Source organism: Shewanella sp. LC6 (genome assembly GCF_006385735.2).
In the GTDB taxonomy this organism is placed as follows: domain Bacteria; phylum Pseudomonadota; class Gammaproteobacteria; order Enterobacterales; family Shewanellaceae; genus Shewanella; species Shewanella xiamenensis.
In genome coordinates, this window is sequence record NZ_CP043902.1 from 2,125,681 (window position 1) to 2,145,241 (window position 19,561).

The window sequence follows — 19,561 nt, forward strand, 5'->3', positions numbered from 1 at the left end:
CATAGTTGGCCAACAGATTAACAGGTAAAAGGCATGTTTTTTGTAACAGGAACAGATACCGATAGCGGTAAAACCTTAGTATCGACTGCACTTTTGACCGCATTCAATCGTGAAGTTCTGCGCGCAGGGTTTTCGCGCTCAAGTCTTGGGGTAAAGCCTGTTGCCTCAGGCTGTGAAATCACTGAAAAGGGTTTGCGTAACAGTGATGCATTAAAACTGATGTCGGCTTCATCCCTTAAACTGAGCTATGAGCAGGTGAATCCGATTAGTTTTGAACCTGCGATTGCACCGCATATTGCAGCAAAACAGCAGGGAGTTAATTTATCCCCCGAGGCTATTTTGGCCAAGCTTGATCGTGCGGCGTTTGCGCAGGCGGATTTTTGTTTAATCGAAGGAGCGGGCGGTTGGCGTTTGCCTTTAGGGGAAGGGCGCTATTTATCTGAGTTGGTACAACAGCTTAATTTACCGGTCATTCTTGTAGTGGGAATGAAGCTCGGTTGTCTAAATCATGCGTTATTAACTCAAGAAGCGATCTTAGCCGATGGCTTAACGGTCGCTGGTTGGGTGGCTAATTGCATCGATCCGAATATGAGTGTGTTTGATGAAAACCTAGCCACACTCAAAGAGATGATGGTATCGCCTTTCCTTGGCTGTATTCCACATCTTAAACAGGCTGATGCGGACCATGCCGCCAACTTTATCGATATCCAATCCTTATTGCTGAAATAAGCTTATTCAAATAATAAGTTTGATATAAAAACAGAGGCTATGTCCTGAAGGATCCCCTCATAAATCAGCCATAGCATAGCCATATTTGAGCAACTGATTGGCGAATAATACCCAGGCCGCCAGCAATTCTTTCTCCGTGATTTGATAATCAGGCCGCCTGAGTACCTCCAATCCCAAGCGAATCGTTGAGAGTACCGTTCGATGCCCAATGGTATTGGCCTGAAAATGCTTATCCCAGCCCTGTTGCTGTGCGTGTAAACCAACTAGCCACAACAGGCATTGAACCATCAACGCTATCAGTAGGATGATGTCGAATCGCTCTGGACTGTTGGTACGACTTTGGCGTAAGCCAAAGCCGTATGCCGGGCTTTTGAGGTCACGAAAGGTTTCCTCTATTTGCATACGTTTGGCGTACAGGTTTACCAGCTGCTTTGGGCTCCGAGATTCTGGTGGTAAATTGCTGGCTAACACCCAAGGCTCTTTCGCCGATGTTGAGTACGTTTTTGCCGATGGATGGTGGCAATTAGTCCTCGTTGAACGCTGATTTGTACGCCCCTTAGGTTTGCTACGATAAAGCGTGAGATGGCAATTGATAGGGTTAGTTTTGGTCAAGGTCTTACAACCCAGGCTCTTCGCTTGACCGTTGGCCAAGTCATGTGTACTGCGAACTGCACGCCAATTTTCAGCGCCAATATCTGCAAATTGAACTGTACCGCGAATACGGCTTAGCCAAAACCAACCATGCGCCTCAACCTCTTTGTACCAAGGCACTTTGAACCCCGCGTCAGTCACGATGAGAGGGGTAACATGCAAAGGTAAAATCTTGGCTAAGTCCGCTAAAAAACCGTTGTGGGAGGCCTTAGAGCATTGTTCTGATAGGGGATAGGACTTCTCATACAGGGTAATAGAGCGGCCATTGAAGGCTATTGAGGCGCGCAGAGCCATGATGCGTTTATGCTCTCGGATGTCTGACCAATCGACGAGCACAATCGGCATAGGGTTACCAGAACAGATGAGGCTGGCATGCCATTGGTAGACAGCTAACCGTTCTTGATGCAGATGCGTGTTGCCGAGCAAACGATCAATGCGCTTGATGTTGTGCTTGGTTCGGGCCGTGGTTGGTAAATTTCGACCTAACTCAGTCAAGGTCAGTGTCTTACATTCAATCAGTGCCTTAGAGGCCAGCATCAAGCTGTTTAATCGTTTTAGGTGAAGTTCTGGGCAGTATTGGTGTAAAGAATGTTGTAGGATATTGGCTTCGCGCATCTTGTTGTCCAAGTGTAGTTTTTAGCGAAACCATTTGATCATGCAACAAGATGCGCTTCCACTCTAATTTGATGATTTATTTGTAAATCATCAGGGGATTCTTCAGGGCTATGTCGCCTCTGTTTTTGTTGGCATAGTTTCAAAATATTGTGATTATAACTTAACGCGATACCCAATATTAAAGGCAATATCGGTGCTGTTATCCATATTGAAATAGTTTTCAACAATAGAGAACTCTATTGCACTGGTATCTAAATAGTAACGGTAGCCGAGTAATATTTCGTTAGAGGCTTTTGAAAAATCATTTTCGGTTTCGAGTAAGCCCTGATAGTGATGTAATTCAAGCAACCAGCCATGGCGACCCGTTAAATATTCATAACCGAGATTGACGGAATAAGCATGATTATCGTAGCTTATCCCCGAAAGAACCTCATTACCCTGCCTAAAACTAACAGCTGCGGTAGAATGAACATGATGTTTTTCATAACCAAAGCTGTAATTAAGCTGTAACGCTTGTTCAACGCTTTCATCTTCAAAGGGGCCTGAGTCGACATAGTTATAATATAGGCTGCCTCCTAAAGATAAGCCCTGATATTGGTTTTCAAACAATTGGTAGCCAACATAAAGTATGACGACATTATTGAGGTTTTCGCCTGAAATATCTTGCTGATTAACGCCATCTTTAGAAAATATTTGATTTTGATGTTTAGCGGCATCTTCACGACCATTTTGACTAAAACCAAATGCATCATGAAACCACATAGTTACTGAGTCTAAGTGATTATCGCCACTAAAACGCCAGTGATAACTGGTATCTATCATCCATTTATCATTGACTTGCCAAGTCAGTCCCCCTTCAAGGGTGTTGTGATAGTAATCGGCAAAATAGTCATCGGTTTCAGCCCAAACACTGGCTGCACTTGCGGATAAGTGCAGCTCTTTTTGACCTTCAGGTAACGAAAACCCTGATCTTAACATCGGTGTTAAACTGCCTGCTTGGGCCGGTGATTGCGCATAGCTGCGTAAAGGACCATAGTCACTAAAATCGACGGCAGTTGCCAAGACATTCGGGGTAAACAGTAACGAAAGCGTGAGAACTGATTTCAAGTGTGAAAATGGCATAGCATAAATATCCGTCTAGATGATGAGTCAGCTAGATTTGATAGGTTGAAGAAACTTAGCATTATCAAGCGAGATTAATGGAGAATATTAAGATGAATGTTAACCTTTATCGCCATGTTAGCATCTTGTTTACATGTTAAATCAGCAAATAGCTGAGTAATACTAAGGCTAGCCAAAATGCTCGTCCAATAATTGGTAATAAATAATATAAGATAAATAACGTACTTGTAATTAACAATATTGTCGTTGGCTTACGAAAATACGCAGCATTTAATGTAGGTAACTTCATTTTTTCTCTAACATATTGATGATGCGAAAAATAACTAAACACTGAATAGGATGAGCACAATAGGTAGATATCTTATAAAAACGTAGCTTGTGTGAATATTCAGTTTTTTTGAGAGGCTAATATAACGCCGTAGGATTGGGGTGTAAATGTTATGAGATGCTAAATAGGATTCAAAAACTGGAACTGAAAATCCCTATTTTTGTTAGAGAAAAATAATCCTACTTATTCCGAAAAATACTGTGATAAGTTATCGGAAATATTAAACTGCTTAACTGTAAGGTTATTATTATGAGTGTGGAAATATTGATTTTACCCATAAAAAACGCCGGATTTCCGGCGATTTTTATGGTGTTAAGCAAAGCGCAAATCGAGTCTTAGTTTATCGACCTAGGGCCAATCATCACTGTTCCAGCGATATAGCCAAGTAGCGGCGACAGGTTTTTCATCTTTACGCAATTGAATGCGCAATTCTGCCACATTGGTACTTTCAGGCTCAAACGTAATGAAGATCCGAGCACCATTAATTTCAGGGTGAGCTACTATCCGAGATGAGAGGATTTTACCCTTACTGATACTGGCATCAATTGTAATTTTTTCAATATCTTGTGGTTTGATATTGCTGTAGTCGATAAGGAGTTCTTTGCCTTTAGCCTGTTTTTGTCCCTTAGAGCTACGAATTACCCGTGCTTTGTTTGTAAAACTAGGGCTGTCATTAGACGCTGTAATTCGGTAGGAATAGCGATAGGGCTCAGCCTGCTTTAATCCCCCCTGAGGTTCCCAATAGGCGACGATATTATCATTGGTTTCGGCGCTTGATGGAATTTCAAGCAGTATTAATTGCCCTTTACCCCAATCGTTTAATGGTTCAATCCATGCAGAAGGACGTTGTTGGTAGTTCGCACCAAGATCTTGATAGTAGTCGAAGTTACGATGGCGTTGGATTAAGCCAAAACCCTTAATATCTTCGTCACCAAAGGCACTGATTTGCAGTTTGTTTGGGTTATTGAGTGGTCGCCATAAACGCTCACCGTTACCTCGATCAATTTGTAATCCTTCAGAGTTATGTACAGCAGGACGATAATCGGGTTTGTCAGGCGTATCTAAACCACCATAAAGAAACATGGAGGTCAGTGGTGCTAGGCCAACGTGGGCGATATCTCGGCGCGGAAAGAGGGTGACATCGACGTCAACTCGTGTCGGTGCTCCGGGATAAATACCAAAGCGATAGGCACCTGTAACACTCTGACTATCTAACAATGCGTGTACCACAATCGCTGTTTGATATTTAGAGGGCCGCTCTATCCAAAAACGTTTAAATAAGGGATATTCTTCACCTTTAGGTTGGGCAACATCAATGGCTAACCCGCGGTTTGATAATCCATAGGTTTGGCCCTTGGATAATGCACGAAAATAGCTTGCCCCTTGAAACATAATGAACTCGTCTTTGACTTCATCGTCATTGATGGGGTAATGAAGTCGAACGCCTGCATATTGTCCTACCTGCGTGAGTAATTTCTCAATGGTATCATTGGGCACACTAAAGGAAGATTCTGTTAACTCGATAGGAAAAGCTCGGCTATTTTCAACGACATCAATATCCACCAAATTTTTGTATAAAAAACCGGGCGCAAAAAGTTGCACTGAAAACTTAGTGGGTGTTCCGCCCCAAATCGCAGCGTTTTCTTGATAATTGATCTTGCCATAAGTGGCGTAATCTAAGTCGATCAGTTCCTTCGGAGCCTTTCTAGCTTCTTTGAATGGTTTTTGAGCCAGTTGCTGTGCTAACTCAACGACGGTGTCATGGGAGAATGCCTTAGCTTTTTTATCATCGCTTGCATTGGCGGCATAGGCGGGGGCTAAACTACTGATGCTCATTATGCCGGCCAGTATAGACCCAAAAAAAAGTGTTAATTTGGTCTTTTTATGACCGTTCATCGGGGTTGAATGGTTCAATGTTGAATGCAGTCGCAAAATGAAAACTCCTCACTTGGATGGACCAAGGGTAAAAAAATACTCCTGTGCCTTGGTCATAACTCCCTAATTTTAAATAACTTAGAAAATTTGTTTCAGAATGTAGCTAGGGGTAAATGCAAAAATTAATCTTGTTTATCAAGGTGTTCGACAACGAAATTAGTGCAGATACTTAAGTGGTGCAAGTTTTTTCTCCTGCGGGAGATATGCCGATCCTTGCATGATGAAAGGATATTGATAGCGCGCAAGGTCAATAATCAGTCTAGTCTTTTGTCGCGTTCAACTCTTAAAGGAGCGGCATTTGCATGTTAAGTGGTTAGCTTAGTGTGAATGTTACCCTATTTACCACGATGAATGCCGCTAACGAGATCTTATTTTAGCAAATGAGATAAATCGCTACCTACGGGAATAGGGAGCTCCTGCTGTTCGCCACAGAATAAATAGGCAGGGTTATCACCCAACAGTGATAAAGTGTCTCCCTGTCGCCATAGCGCACTGCCTTCAACAATGCCAATGACGGGCGTGATCGGATCGACACGGGTAAATTCGAGTAATCGCTGAGCTCGAGTTTCACCGTTATGTCCTGGTGCACGGTAGTTTGAATAATGTGGATTTACCTGAAAAGGCACTATGTTTAGGGCCGCGAATGATGGCGGTTCAATGATCGGCATATCGTTAGTTGTACGAATGCTTAATCCAGATACATTTGACCCTGCGCTCCAACCAATGTAAGGCTTACCGCTAAGGACTTCATTACGAATAAGCTGCACAAGATCGTACTTATACAACTCATGCAAAAGATGAAAAGTGTTGCCGCCACCAATTAAAATACCGTCGGCATCTTTAATCGCTTGGCGCGGATCAGGGTGTTGATGAATACCACTAATATCGAGTTTAAGCTCACTGAGTCCCGTCACTACAGAGGCTAAGTAGGTATCGTAGCTCATGCTTACCCCTGCATAAGGAATAAAAATCCATTTTTGTGCGTGAGCGGTGAGTGGTTTGATAAAAGGCAGCGCATGGGAAAGATAAGGCGTGTCACCAACACGTGAACTGCTTAGCAGTAGGGCATTAACGGTCATTTTTTTATCCTTAAATCTCAGAATGTGCAGGCATGTTAACAAAGTTTAATTACGATAAACATAGATAAACACACATGAATTTGGCTGTAACACTGACAGCGCCTAGATTTAAGTTTGGCTTAATAGACTGTCCCTAGACTCACGAGCCATGAAAGGCTGTGTCTAAATTGAGAGAAAAATTAGCGATTAGAAAAACTCTTACCTTTACCCCTTGAATTTCGATTAATTGGACATATTATGTCTTTGAACAAAATAAATGGCACCTTTGTGCCGTAAAGGAGCTGATATGAAGCGTATATTTTTATTGATTGCGACTAACCTAGCCGTGTTGCTAGTAGCCTCAATTGTAATGTCTATTCTAGGCGTGAATACGTCTACTATGGGTGGACTCTTAGTGTTCGCTGCGATTTTTGGATTCGGCGGAGCCTTCATCAGCTTAGCGATTTCAAAATGGATGGCGAAAAAGACCATGGGTTGTGAAGTAATCACCACCCCACGTGATAGCACTGAGCGTTGGTTAGTGGAGACGGTTGCCCGCCAAGCCCAGCAAGCTGGGATTAAAATGCCAGAAGTGGCAATTTACCAATCGCCGGAGATGAATGCATTTGCAACTGGCCCAAGTAAGGACAACTCATTAGTTGCCGTGAGTACAGGTCTGTTGTATGGCATGAGTCAAGATGAAGTCGAAGGCGTACTTGCCCACGAAGTAAGCCACGTCGCTAACGGCGACATGGTCACTTTGACCTTAATTCAAGGCGTGGTGAACACCTTTGTAATCTTCGCGGCGCGTGTTGTTGCAGGCATTATCAACAACTTCGTCTCGAGCAATGATGAAGAAGGCGAAGGTTTGGGCATGTTTGCTTATATGGCAGTGGTATTTGTTCTTGATATGTTGTTTGGTATTTTGGCATCAATTATCGTGGCTTACTTCTCACGTATTCGTGAATACCGTGCCGACGAAGGTGCAGCTCGCTTAGCGGGCAAGCATAAGATGATTGCAGCACTTGAGCGTTTACGCCAAGGCCCAGAAAGCTCAGCAATGCCAGCACAAATGTCTGCTTTTGGTATTAACGGCAAGCGTTCAATGGCTGAGTTAATGATGAGCCATCCACCTCTAGAGAAGCGTATTGCGGCTTTACAAACTCGTTAATTGAGTCCAAACGTTCACCAAAAGGAGACCTAGGGTCTCCTTTTTTATTAGGGCTTTTCTTTTGCTGATGATTAAGCTAGGGAGGCTTTTAGTTGTAATTGGTAGGTTGTGACAATGTAAAACTCTTATATAAGCATGTGGTTACATGATGCAGCGCACATTTTACCCTTGAGTATATTGATAAAGTTACTTTGCATAAGATTGTGTTGCTTATTACTCAATCCTTAGCTAAGTTAAATCGAGTCGTGCTATTTATATTGGTTGCAAGATGGAAGTCACCCCTGACAAGAATTTCCACTGTCAATCACCATTGGAGGATACAATTGTGAGCAAAAAACTATTAAGTGTGCTTTTCGGGGCAAGTCTTGCAGCGCTAGCGCTGTCGCCAACCGCATTTGCCGCGGATCAAAAATTATCTGACTTCCACGCTGAATCTGGTGGTTGTGAAAGCTGTCATAAAGATGGTACGCCATCTGCTGATGGTGCCTATGAGTTTGAACAATGCCAAAGCTGCCATGGTAAGCTTTCTGAAATGGACGCAGTACATAAGCCACACGATGGTAATTTAGTCTGTGCTGACTGCCATGCGCCACACGATATGAACGTAGGTCAAAAACCTACCTGTGAAAGCTGTCACGACGATGGCCGTACTCCGGCATCTATTCTGAAGAAGTAAGTTTGACTTCAGATTGAGCTTGATAAAACGCCAGCAAATGCTGGCGTTTTTTATGCTCATTGAGTTGACCTCATTCGTCCTTCGGTTGTCCTTGAATAAGCTTTTTGCCTGAAAACATGGCTGAGATAATACCAGGTTGGCGTTTGACTTCTGTGTAGACCACTGCAAAAACATGCAGCATGATCAACAGCATCAATAAATACACTGCATAGACATGTACCTCTCCTACAAGACCTTTTATGGGTTTTATCACGTTAGCTTTATCGGTATCGACGCCCGTTGCATCGTAGGGTTGTAGGCTACTCGGATCAACATTGGTGGCCGCAAGGTACTGTTGGACTGCACTTCCCAGGGGTGGATAGTAAATATCGGTACCGGCGCGGATCAGCCCAGTAATCATAATCGTGACTAATAAGAGCATGATAGCGAGAACGGCGAATTTTCCTTTAGGGTTGTGACCTAGATATTGGGGATTTTTACCCGCGGCAAGTTCTGCTTTATAGGTTTGTAACTCGGCCTTGCTATTGGCATTGGGGAACATATGACTAAAGCGCGCGTATTTGTTACCCATAAAGCCCCACACTAAGCGGAACAGTAAATTAATCGCAAAGCCATAGCCAATGATGACGTGCAGGGTCTTAAGCCCAATTTTGCCGGAGAGTTCGGTTATACCTAAGTCGCTGCGAAACATCATTATACCGCCCACGATAAGCAGGGCGAGTACGAGGATGACATTAATCCAGTGGAACAGACGCGTAGGTCTGTCCCAGACGGGGTAGGATTGTATTTCAATAGGGCTTGGTTGCTGGCTGGACATGGTATTTCCTTATGTTTTGTATTGATTTGATCTTACGCCTTTCTGTTAAAAATAGCGCATTATTTTCAGTTTAAATTAAGCCTTCTGCTTGACAATGATTTGTCCTAAAGTTGTAGAAGTTTTTGATTTGCGTACGGTAAATATTTTTTACGTAAGTCTTTTGAATCTGTTTTATCTAATGCTAATATCGTGTGCACGATAGACTTGGAAGTCTATTGAACGGATGTTGAAGTGGTATTGAGAGATGTTTCTCCTCTCAAAATAAATAATCGTTAACCAGACAGGGAGTGAGCAGGATGTTCAAAATATTACATTGGATTGTAGTGTCAAGATCGCAAGTTCTGATGGAATTGCTTGCAGGCCGCTGGCCTCAGGAGTTTCTGGTGAAGCTGTCGCAAGTCAGTCCAGATGAAATGTGCGATCAAATCAAAGATAACCAAGCCTCTATGGTGGTGATTGACCTTTCCACTGTTGATCTTCAGAAAGCCTATCAATTTCAACGCTTGCTTGCCCGTGAACACCCGAGTGTGCGAGTCGTCTACATTCAATTCCCTAAACAGGTTGATGCCCGTTTTTTAATGCAAGCCTCGACTACGGCAGGGGTGTTTTATCTGGATGCAGGACTGACAGAAATCAGCCTTGGCCTGTCTAACATCCTGCGTGGACACAGAGTGATCCCCATCCAATTGGTGAATGGGGTAAATGATGACTTTGGACTGTTCGAAGATACCGAGCCATTAACCATCCGTGAGCGCGAAGTGTTACAAGCCCTCTTGTCTGGCAGCACTAACCTCGATATCGCGAATCAATTGTTTGTGAGTGAGAGCACCATTAAGACTCACTTGTACCGTGTGTTCCGTAAGATTGGTGTGTCAAGCCGTGGGCAAGCCATTGCATGGGCGCAAACCTACTTACACGATGTGGTGGTGTAACGCGTTGTTGATGGGGCCACTAAGCCAATATTCAATTGAACAACTTAAGAATCAAATAAAAAGGGGCAATCCTCGATACGATTGCCCCTTTTGTGCTTTATGGGTTAAGGACTATTGCATTAAAAACTAATGCATTAAAAATTAGTGCATTAAAAATTAGTGCATTAAAGGCTAATAGATTAAAGATCAACGACCTAACCAAGCCTGCAGTTTGTCTTTATCTGTGATGCTTAAGGCAACCGTATCCTTAGGCGCCTCTGCAATAATCAGTTCTCCCGTCATCAATTCATCTCGTCTAAACCAATGCAGGCTTAAGCGTTGTCCGATTGGGTATTGCTGAAGCTGAGCTTCAAATTGACCTGTCACCTGCAGATTATCCGCCGCAATTAAGATATCTCCGGCACTTAAGCCTGCAAGGTGCGCAGGGCTACCTTGGGCGACAGTGGTCACTTTAAGGCCCATTGGCGCAGCTTGCGTTTTAGCGCCAAAGGCAATCTCATACCCTTTGGCCGTGCCACCGCCAACATCCTGCGCGCCTTGGCTCGCTCTCAGTGTCAATTCAACCCCAAACTCGGCCAGTAGTGGTGCCAGCGGGATATCGTCGGTATTGTCTAAATAGGCGAAGAGATCTTGGCAATCACGCCCCAATAAGCGTTCAACAATCCTTTGATGACATTCATCCGTGGTGCCGCGATTTTGCAGGGCATATTCCTGCCACAGAATGGTCATTAGATCGTCGAGGTTGTATTTTCCTTGAGTCTCGCTTCTTAGGGTTAAATCCAGATACAGGGCAAACAGGGCGCCCTTAGTGTAATAACTGATAATGGCGTTTTGGGCGTTCTCATCCTGCTTATAGAACTTAGTCCAAGCGTTAAAGCTCGAGTCCTTAATGCTTTGTTTAAAGCGGCCTTGACTGCGGTATACCCGGGTAAAGGTTTCGCTCAGCATATCTAAGTAGCTTTGCTCATCGACTAAGCCTGCGCGATAGGTAAGGAAATCATCATAATAGGAGGTGATGCCCTCATAGGCCCACAGCTGCGGCGTATAGGTTTCCGCCTCGAGTTGATAGGGTAAGAAGCATTCTGGCTTGATGCGCTTGACGTTCCAGCTGTGGAAATATTCATGGCTGCAGAGCGATAAATAAGTGCGGTAGTCGTTATTTATCGGCGCATCCATCGACAGCGGTAAATCTTTGCGTGAGCACATGAGTGCTGTCGATGCCCTATGTTCCAAACCACCAAAGCCATTGTCGAGTACTGTCGTCATAAACAGATAACGCTCAAAGGGCGCTGGCGTGCCAAACAGCTTGATTTGATACTCGCAAATCGCCTTTAAATCTTGGCAGAGTCTCGGCATATGGGCGCGGTGGCGACCGTTTAACACGATATCGTGTCTCACGCCGCAGGCTTCAAAACTGGCGTGGGTGAATAGCCCCATCTCAACTGGATGATCGATAAGTTCGTCATAGCTTTGCGCGCAAAACTCACCAAAGGCAAATTCATCACCGCTTTGGCGTGTCATGCTGGTGGCAAGGCGCCATTCATTTAGGCTCTGCTCGGTCGGCGCAGCCATAGTCACTGTGTGTAAGCCTGCCTCAAAGCCGTGGGCGGCTAAAAATACACTGCTACCGTTAAAGAAGCCGTGGGTCATATCCAGATGCGCAGTGCGTACCGACAGGTCCCAAGCATAAACTTGATAGGTTAAGGTCAGTTGGGTGCTTTGATGTTCGACCGACCAGGTTTGTTTATCCAGTTGAATGAGCTTAAGCGGCTCTTCGTTACTGTCTGTGGCTTTAAGGTCGATAATATTCTTAGCAAAATCCCGCACCATATAACTGCCGGGAAGCCACGCGGGCAGGCTAAAAACTTGCTTAGGGTGGGGCTTTTGTACCGTCATGGTAACGGCGAACAAGTGCGCCTTGGGATCGACGGGCATGATGTGATAGTGGATCATAATTTATCCTGTAAAACCGCTGCGTTTTAATGGGTGTCATGCTGCCAAAAATGCGCACAACAGGCAAATGAAACGCAAAATATCTGGAGACACAAAGTGTTGAATTGCTAGTATACTATCCCAATTAACCCAAGGAGGACTCCCCATGGCCGAAGAAACCATTTTCAGCAAAATTATCCGCCGCGAAATTTCCGCCGACATTCTGTATCAAGACGAGCTGGTGACTGCTTTTAGAGACATCTCGCCAAAGGCGCCAACCCATATTCTGATTGTGCCGAATCATTTGATCCCAACCGCAAATGATATGAAAGCCTCGGATGAACCAGCACTCGGCCGGATGATGACTGTGGCAGCCAAACTGGCAGCAGAGGCGGGGATTGCCAAAGACGGTTATCGTTTGATCATGAACTGCAATAAACATGGTGGACAGGAAGTGTACCATATCCACATTCATCTCGTCGGCGGAGAGCCACTGGGACCTATGTTGAGCCAAGGTCAATGAAGGTAAATCCTGAGTTTTTTCCGCTGACTCAAATGGCGCAGCGATTTGTCGATCAGCTCGCCCAGTGCCGTCGCTTAGGGTTAACCGTGCTCGAAGCCAGTGAGCACCATGTACTGATTGAGTTGCCCTACAGCACTGAGTTAATTGGTTATCCCGATACTGGCGTTATCCACGGCGGGGTGATCACCACCCTGATGGACACCGCCTGTGGCAGCGCGGTGGTGAGTGCGATTTTTCAAAAATATCAATCCTTAGAGATTTCGCCCACCCTCGACTTACGCGTCGATTATATGAAGCCCGCGCAGCCCCATAAATCGGTTTATGGCTTTGCCGAGTGCTATAAATTGTCATCCAATATCGCCTTTACCCGCGCCATCGCCTATCAGGACAGCATTGATGATCCTATCGCCCATGCGGTGGGCTCCTTTATGCGTATCAGCCCTGAAATGGTGGGCGATGCCTTTAGGCAAGCCTTGATGGGAGAAGCCGTGCCGTCTTTAGGAGAGACAGATGAACTCAAATAAGCCGGCCGAGCCGAAAACCCTCGATGTGCAGGGAATTGTAAAACGCGCTACCGAGTTGAACGACTTTGGTCATCTGCTCGAACATGTGCCTTATGCTAAGTTTATTGGCATGAAGGTCGAGCGCTTTGGCGATGAGCTGATTTTCAAACTCCCCGCTAAGGACGACAATATCGGTAATCCCATTCTGCCCGCGATTCATGGTGGGGTAATTGCTGGTTTTATGGAAATGTCAGCCATAGTGCAATTAATGGTGTTTATGCAAACGGCAAAAGTGCCAAAAGTGGTCGATTTCTCGATTGATTACCTGCGAGCAGGCCTGCATAAAGACAGTTTTGCCGAATGCCGTATCACCCGTCAGGGGCGACGGGTCGCCAACGTGAATATCAATTGTTGGCAAACCAATCGTAAGCAGCTTATCGCTACCGCAAGGGCGCACTTTTTGATCGATTAATCGCGAGCGCGGGGCATGATGAGCACGTTAAGCATAAGTTCAGCTGGCGTCGCGTAGTGTCATTGCCCATCCGTTGTTCGGCACCTAGGTTTTTGTGAGTGAGGGAAAACAAAATGAAAGCAATTTACAGTGGATTAATCTTGGCAGCAGCACTGACACTCGGCGCCTGCACTAATACGGCGGGCATTTCGGTGAACTCACTGGGAGAAACCCGTGTCGATAGCAAGAGTTTTGCCCGTGATATCAGTGTCGAAGGGGTTGAGGTGCGCCGTGTTGGCGATCTTATCCAAGGTTCGGCGCTGATCGTCAGCAAGTCCTCAAGCGATATGCGAGTGCAATATAAGTTCACTTGGTATGATGCCAGTGGTTTTACCATTGAAGATGAAGCCACCAGTTGGAAATCGGTGAAATTACACGGCAAACAACAGTTACAAGTGTCGGCTGTGGCACCAAATGCCCAAGTGGTAAAATTTGACGTTTATGTGCGCGAGACCCATTCAAACTAGATTGGTGTTTGTTTTAGTAGAGTTTGTGCCGGGTTCTCTATATTTAAAAAGACTTACTCTTTTGGGAGTAAGTCTTTTTATTTGTATCAAATACAATGTGTTAAATGAGATTTTGTTATTAAGTTTTATGATGCTAAGTGTAAACGTTGCGATAAATCATCCACTTTTAACAAAAAAGGGGGATTACAATAGAAGATCCGGACTTTAGTCCTAAAAATATTTCGCGGTTGAGCACTACTATCTGCATATTACCACATGAGGATAGATCTATGACGGCTCATATTAATGCGCAACCTACTGATTTTGCAGAAACTGTTATTATGCCGGGCGATCCGCTGCGGGCGAAATATATCGCTGAAACCTATCTTACCGATGCCGTAGAAGTGACTAACGTTCGCAATATGTTGGGTTACACCGGTTATTACCAAGGACAACGCATTTCGGTGATGGGCCATGGTATGGGTATTTCATCTATGGTGCTCTATGGCCATGAGTTAATTAATTTTTTCGGCGTTAAACGTATTATTCGTATCGGCAGTTTAGGGGCGACCCAACAGCATATCGAAATGCGCGATGTGATTTTAGCTCAAGCCGCTGGTACGGATTCCCCAACGAATGCTAAACGCTGCAGTGGCTACCAAATGGCGACCTCAGCCACCTTTTCCTTACTGCACAAAGCCTATACCAAAGCCAATGAAAAAGGCATTAGCGTGAAAGTTGGCAACGTATTTAGTGGCGATCTTTACTATGATCCTGACGAAGATATGATCCCGGCGCTTGAGCGTTTCGGGGTGTTAGGTATTGATATGGAAGTGGCAGGACTTTATGGCTTGGCACATCAACAGGGAATTGAATCCTTAGCGATTCTGACGGTATCTGACCACTGTTTAACTGGTGAAGAAACCACGGCGCAAGAGCGTCAATTATCCTTTAATAATATGATCGAGCTCGCCTTAGAAACCGCGCTTAATTAGGGTTAACGCTATCCTTTGTACCCTTAGCATTTCACTGATGGAATGACAACATGAATAATAAAATCACCTTAACCGCAATTAGTTTTCTCGCTAATTTTATAATGGCGGGCTTTGCCACTCAATTTGGGATGCTAATTGAACCCATAGCGGATAAATTTGCAGCAAACGTGAATGACGTTGCTTCAATATTCTCCTTGCTTAATGGCGGCGCACTGGCGGGAACTATTGCCGCTTTTTTCTTTATTGAAAAATTGGGTATCAAGCGAATTACCTTAATTAGTTACAGCCTAGTGGCATTGTGTGCTGTCGCGTTACATCTTACCACTTCGCTACAAGTGGTGATGATAGCCATGACCTTGATTGGTTTTTGCGGCGGTGTGGGGCTATGTATTGCGGGTACGATAGTGGTATCAGTGTGGCAAGAGAAATTACAAAGCACCATGCTCGTTGTGCAAGATGCCACATTTAATATTGCGGGGGTTATTTTCCCTTTAATCACAACTTACGCACTCACAAGTTCATTGTCATGGAGTTACAGTTACTTAGCCGTAGGTTTAGTCGCGTTAGGAACCGTGATTATTACTTTGTTCACTAATTTTTCGCTATGTGAGCAATCATCGAATACGGAAGATAAGCAACAATCTGAATGGAATTTCGGTATTATTAGCGGTGGCATTGGGTTATTTTTAGGCATGTTGGCGCTGTATACGTTTTTAACCTGGGCCCCTTTATTCGTTAAGCAAAAATTTGATATTCCATTTGAAGACGCGGGCAATATCATTACTCAATATTGGTCAGCCGCACTGATTGGTGCGTTAATTTCGACGCTGATTGTGACTCGGGTAAAAATCCACCATTTTCTAGTCGCAATTATCGGTCTTGCTATGGTCATCACCTTTATGATTGTGACAACTGATAAGCTTAATTGGATAGGTTATTTAACCTATGGTTATGGCTTTGTGTGCGCAGCTCTTTACAACGCATTTATTGCTTATGGTGTGTCTTTTGTTAAAAAGGCGAGCAGTAAAAATGTGTCTTATATTCTGATCAGCGGCAGCACGGGGGCGATGTTTAGTCCCGCTATTAGCTCATTCTTTGAACGTATTATTGGATTGCAAACGGTGATGTATGTTATCCCGCTGCTTTATGTAGCGATATTTATCATGCTGATTGTTTCAGGCCGAATGAAACCTGCTGCGGCCTAAAGTTCATTTGCGACGTTAATTGATTTGGCCCACTCTTGCGAATAAATAACCTCGAGAGTGGGCTTTTTTAATTTGGTTATATCGCAGCTTCAACAAATTGTTTAAGGGCATTGAGATCTTTAATCCTTATGCCTTCTTTATTGCGTTCAATCAGGCCACGTTCTTCAAGCAACTGTAGTGCCCGTCGGTAAACACGATCGGTTGTACCAAATCGCTCCGCTTCTAAATAACGCTTACTAAAGCCATCAACGGGTAAATCATTTAAATATTCGTGGTAAATATCATATGCCACGTTATAGCTGATGGGATACAGCAGGCGCCGGGTAAAAATATCGACGGTGTCTTGGTAGTCAATGGCAATGGCGCTGGCAAAAAATAACGCTAGCTGTGGGTGCTGGCCGAGGGAATGTTGTAGTTTTTCGGCGCTAATGACCATGATTTCTAAGGCTTCATTAGCAATAATATCCAACTGGCAGTGATACTGAGTAAAAAACTCCATTTCACCAAAGAGTTGCGAATCACAATCGATAGTCCCCAATTGAAAACATCGACCATTTCTGGCGGTATGGCCAAGCGACACGCGCCCTTGTTTTACCAACACCAGTGAGGTCATGGCTTCACCTTGTGTCATTAGATGGGCGCCTTTTTTAAGCATTTTAACTTCGCTGATACAGCTGAGTATCACCGCTTCAATAAGGGGATAGTCTTGCTCCCATCGCTGGCTATAACGTCCTTTGGCTAACGGTTTTAGCTGCATTGAGTGTGATCCTCTTATCCTATGTAAAATGGCGGCCTTCTATAACATTATCGTGATAAACGGTCAAATGGGCCAAAGGAGTTGACTGGCGATTTTAGGCATTGGGATTGCGGGCGTTTGGCATAAGATTTTTAACATTGTGTAGAAAGACAAGGTTTTAGTGATATTTAAGGATATCGCCGGCACAAGTGTGTCTACTTTATTATTTTCGTCATGTATACTAAGCGCCGCCAAGGGGTGTTTGCCAACATTCGGCAGACTGAGATGTCATCAGACGAACCCTTAGAACCTGATCCGGCTAATACCGGCGTAGGAATGGGCCAATCAACAGCACACTTCTGAATCGCTTATTCGTTGCCGGATCTCAAACATGTATTTGAGGTCCTATGTCTAACAAAAAGTCTAACAACCAATCTTCAGTCTTCACGATATCGTTAACTCGTGCACCATTAGCGCTGGCCGTCTCTGCGGCGTTAAGTGCGTCGGCATGGGCGCAAACCGATGCTATCGACAAACCTGATCCCAATAATGATATGGAAATCATGGTGGTTACGGCGGATTTTCGCAGTGCCAGTTTAGAAAAAATGCCTTCAAGCATTACCGTTATCGATGCCCAGCAAATTCAAGATGAAAGCGCCCAGCACTTTGAAGATGTGATGAACTCCATCGCCAACTTTAACTGGTCAGGTGGTAGTTCTCGCCCCAAGTATTTTCAGATCCGTGGCGTGGGTGAGCAGGAGCAATATCAAGGCGCGCCTAACTCATCCGTTGGTTATATTGTTGATGATATTGATTTATCCGGTATCGGCATGGTGTCGAGCATGTACGATCTGCAGCAGGTTGAAGTGTTACGCGGCCCGCAGGGAACCCGTTATGGCGCCAATGCGTTAGCGGGCTTAATTTACCTTAAGAGTAATGACCCAACCGATGTGTTTGAACATGGCGCCGAGGTTTCTTTAGGTAATGACGATCTACAAACCTTTAGCGGTTTTAGCTCTGGTCCCTTAAGCGACTCAGGCAAATTGTTGTACCGTGTGGCACTGCAGCAACATCAGCAAAACGGTTATCGCGATAATCTGTATTTAAATAAAGAAGATACCAATGGCCGTGATGAATTTACCGGCCGCGCGAAATTGCGTTGGTATGCCACCGATGATCTGCAACTGGATTTAACTCTGCTGCATGCCGATTTTGATAACGGTTATGATGTGTGGAGTTTGACCAACGATCCGACAAACACCCTATCTGATCAACCGGGTGTCGATAGCCAGCGCACCACGGGCGCAGGTTTTAAAGCGACATATTCGGGGGCAGAGCCGTTTGAGTTGACCTCGCTGACGTCATTTGCCAATACCGATCACCACTATAGTTACGATGGTGATTGGGCAAACCCTGAGTATTGGGCATCTAAACAATGTGAAGAGGGCGGTAATGTATCGCCTTGTCAGTACGACTACTTCTGGGACAAAACCGGTCAGCGTAAAACCTTATCCCAAGAGTTCCGTTTAAGCTCGACCGATCAAGGCCGTATTTTTGCAGACTCAACGGATTGGTTGATTGGGGTTTATGCAATGAACCTCAAAGAAGATAACCAACTGTATTCTGAATATAATACTTGGCCTGATGAGGTGTTAGATTCTGAATATGAAGCAACCAATTACGCCGTATTTGGTCAGCTGGATACGGATTTAGGTGCTGACTATGCCTTGTCTATGGGGCTGCGTGTTGAGCGTCGCAATAGCCATTATTCAGACACCAATAATGATAATTTTGACCCGAGCGAAACCATGTGGGGCGGCCATATTGCGCTGAGTAAAGTGCTCAATGAGTCCCACAATGTCTACGCCCGTGTGGCGCGAGGTTACAAGGCGGGCGGTTTCAACATGACTTTGCCAGTCGAACTCAATGATAAAAAAGAGTTTGATACCGAAACCTTATACAACTACGAAATAGGTTTAAAATCCCATTGGTTTGAAGGGCTTATCGATACTAATCTGGCACTGTTCTATATGGATAGACAGGATCAGCAAGTGGCTGCTTCCCAGCAAGATCCTAATAAGCCACAACGGTTTATTCTCTACACTGAAAATGCGGGTAGCTCAAACAACTACGGTGCCGAGCTGGATGCAACTTGGTATGCCACGGATAATCTCCAGTTTTACTCAAGCCTTGGTTGGTTACAGACTGCTTACGGTAATTACCAATATCAAGATAAATACGGTACTGATGTGGATTTAACGGGGCGCGATCTGGCCCATTCACCGCACTTAACCTATAGCCTAGGCGGCACCTATCGTGCGAACTCGGGTTGGTTTGCCAACTTGAATATGAGTGGTAAGAGCGAGTTTTACTACTCAGACAGTAACGATTCGCGCTCCGAGCCATATACTGTTGTGAATGCGCGTTTAGGTTATGAGGCAAGTGCGTGGTCAGCATATTTATGGGGCCGCAACCTATTTGATGAAGAATATGGCGTTCGTGGCTTCTATTTTGGTAATGAGCCTGATAATGGCTGGGCGGAAAAACAATATATCCGCTACGGCGACCCACGCCAAATTGGGGTAACACTGAACGTTAAGTTTATGTAGTACCCAAGCTAGCCGCGCTGTGGAGAGAGACTTGAGGCGCTATGCTATACCGTTTCACGGTGCGGCT

18 protein-coding genes and 1 riboswitch are annotated in these 19,561 nt (G+C 44.7%); of the genes, 11 read left to right on the forward strand and 7 right to left on the reverse strand.

Translation table 11 applies throughout. The annotated features are described in order from the left end of the window. Nucleotides 1-33: 33 nt before the first annotated feature. Entirely contained in the window at nucleotides 34-729 is a 696-nt protein-coding gene (bioD, locus tag FJD32_RS09745) for a dethiobiotin synthase (protein WP_140916691.1), read from the forward strand. Nucleotides 730-786: 57 nt separating this feature from the next. Here bioD and FJD32_RS09750 read toward each other — a convergent pair whose 3' ends face one another. The 4 genes from FJD32_RS09750 to pepE form a co-directional block, all read right to left on the reverse strand. Further along, nucleotides 787-1,995, reverse strand: coding sequence for an IS4-like element IS10A family transposase (locus FJD32_RS09750; RefSeq protein ID WP_001206290.1), 1,209 nt, complete (start codon nucleotides 1,993-1,995; stop codon nucleotides 787-789). A gap of 153 nt (nucleotides 1,996-2,148) precedes the next feature. Beyond that, complete coding sequence (locus FJD32_RS09755; RefSeq protein WP_140907390.1) at nucleotides 2,149-3,117, reverse strand: DUF3187 family protein; 969 nt, start codon at nucleotides 3,115-3,117, stop codon at nucleotides 2,149-2,151. A gap of 676 nt (nucleotides 3,118-3,793) precedes the next feature. Next, nucleotides 3,794-5,377, reverse strand: a complete 1,584-nt coding sequence (locus FJD32_RS09760) for a glucan biosynthesis protein G (protein WP_047535085.1) — start codon at nucleotides 5,375-5,377, stop codon at nucleotides 3,794-3,796. A 371-nt stretch (nucleotides 5,378-5,748) separates the two neighbouring features. After that, nucleotides 5,749-6,459 carry a dipeptidase PepE gene (gene pepE / locus FJD32_RS09765; protein ID WP_037419465.1) on the reverse strand — a complete coding sequence of 237 codons (711 nt, stop codon included), beginning with the start codon at nucleotides 6,457-6,459 and terminating at the stop codon, nucleotides 5,749-5,751. Between the two features lie 286 nt (nucleotides 6,460-6,745). Between pepE and htpX the strand changes: the two genes are divergently transcribed. Both htpX and FJD32_RS09775 read left to right on the forward strand, forming a co-directional pair. Beyond that, entirely contained in the window at nucleotides 6,746-7,609 is an 864-nt protein-coding gene (htpX, locus tag FJD32_RS09770; protein WP_037419467.1) for a protease HtpX, read from the forward strand. 325 nt (nucleotides 7,610-7,934) lie between these two features. Beyond that, complete coding sequence (locus FJD32_RS09775) at nucleotides 7,935-8,285, forward strand: cytochrome c3 family protein (protein ID WP_037419470.1); 351 nt, start codon at nucleotides 7,935-7,937, stop codon at nucleotides 8,283-8,285. Between the two features lie 70 nt (nucleotides 8,286-8,355). Here FJD32_RS09775 and FJD32_RS09780 read toward each other — a convergent pair whose 3' ends face one another. Next, nucleotides 8,356-9,102 (reverse strand): cytochrome b/b6 domain-containing protein, encoded by a 747-nt coding sequence (locus FJD32_RS09780; protein WP_140907391.1) that lies wholly within the window; start codon nucleotides 9,100-9,102, stop codon nucleotides 8,356-8,358. Nucleotides 9,103-9,398: 296 nt separating this feature from the next. On the opposite strand from FJD32_RS09780, the gene FJD32_RS09785 reads away from it, so the two are divergent. Continuing rightward, the gene (locus tag FJD32_RS09785; RefSeq protein WP_011717426.1) at nucleotides 9,399-10,034 is read left to right on the forward strand and encodes a LuxR C-terminal-related transcriptional regulator; all 636 of its coding nucleotides are present in this window, start codon (nucleotides 9,399-9,401) and stop codon (nucleotides 10,032-10,034) included. A gap of 186 nt (nucleotides 10,035-10,220) precedes the next feature. On the opposite strand, the gene FJD32_RS09790 is transcribed toward FJD32_RS09785, so the two are convergent. After that, on the reverse strand, nucleotides 10,221-11,987 hold the full coding sequence (locus tag FJD32_RS09790; RefSeq protein ID WP_140907392.1) for a PDZ domain-containing protein: 1,767 nt from the start codon (nucleotides 11,985-11,987) through the stop codon (nucleotides 10,221-10,223). 145 nt (nucleotides 11,988-12,132) lie between these two features. Between FJD32_RS09790 and hinT the strand changes: the two genes are divergently transcribed. The 6 genes from hinT (at nucleotide 12,133) to tsgA (ending at nucleotide 16,149) form a co-directional block, all read left to right on the forward strand. Beyond that, nucleotides 12,133-12,489: a purine nucleoside phosphoramidase gene (hinT, locus tag FJD32_RS09795; RefSeq protein WP_140907393.1), complete on the forward strand. Its 357-nt coding sequence runs from the start codon at nucleotides 12,133-12,135 to the stop codon at nucleotides 12,487-12,489. Next, complete coding sequence (locus FJD32_RS09800) at nucleotides 12,486-13,013, forward strand: PaaI family thioesterase (protein WP_099458255.1); 528 nt, start codon at nucleotides 12,486-12,488, stop codon at nucleotides 13,011-13,013. Before hinT ends, FJD32_RS09800 begins: the two co-directional genes overlap by 4 nt. Beyond that, a complete protein-coding gene (locus FJD32_RS09805; protein ID WP_037419481.1) occupies nucleotides 13,000-13,464 on the forward strand; it encodes a PaaI family thioesterase in 465 nt (154 codons plus the stop codon). The genes FJD32_RS09800 and FJD32_RS09805 overlap by 14 nt, the downstream gene beginning before the upstream one ends. Nucleotides 13,465-13,577: 113 nt before the next feature. After that, nucleotides 13,578-13,970, forward strand: a complete 393-nt coding sequence (locus FJD32_RS09810) for a YcfL family protein (protein ID WP_140907394.1) — start codon at nucleotides 13,578-13,580, stop codon at nucleotides 13,968-13,970. Between the two features lie 269 nt (nucleotides 13,971-14,239). Continuing rightward, nucleotides 14,240-14,944, forward strand: a complete 705-nt coding sequence (gene deoD / locus FJD32_RS09815) for a purine-nucleoside phosphorylase (RefSeq protein ID WP_140907395.1) — start codon at nucleotides 14,240-14,242, stop codon at nucleotides 14,942-14,944. Between the two features lie 50 nt (nucleotides 14,945-14,994). Further along, nucleotides 14,995-16,149 carry an MFS transporter TsgA gene (gene tsgA, locus FJD32_RS09820; protein WP_047538945.1) on the forward strand — a complete coding sequence of 385 codons (1,155 nt, stop codon included), beginning with the start codon at nucleotides 14,995-14,997 and terminating at the stop codon, nucleotides 16,147-16,149. Between the two features lie 76 nt (nucleotides 16,150-16,225). Here the strand turns inward: tsgA and FJD32_RS09825 are convergent, their stop codons facing one another. Beyond that, nucleotides 16,226-16,906, reverse strand: coding sequence for a Crp/Fnr family transcriptional regulator (locus FJD32_RS09825; protein WP_037427464.1), 681 nt, complete (start codon nucleotides 16,904-16,906; stop codon nucleotides 16,226-16,228). 223 nt (nucleotides 16,907-17,129) lie between these two features. After that, a riboswitch (TPP riboswitch) is annotated at nucleotides 17,130-17,239 on the forward strand. A gap of 53 nt (nucleotides 17,240-17,292) precedes the next feature. Between FJD32_RS09825 and FJD32_RS09830 the strand changes: the two genes are divergently transcribed. Then, nucleotides 17,293-19,494, forward strand: a complete 2,202-nt coding sequence (locus FJD32_RS09830) for a TonB-dependent receptor (protein ID WP_140907396.1) — start codon at nucleotides 17,293-17,295, stop codon at nucleotides 19,492-19,494. The last annotated feature ends 67 nt before the right edge of the window (nucleotides 19,495-19,561 follow it).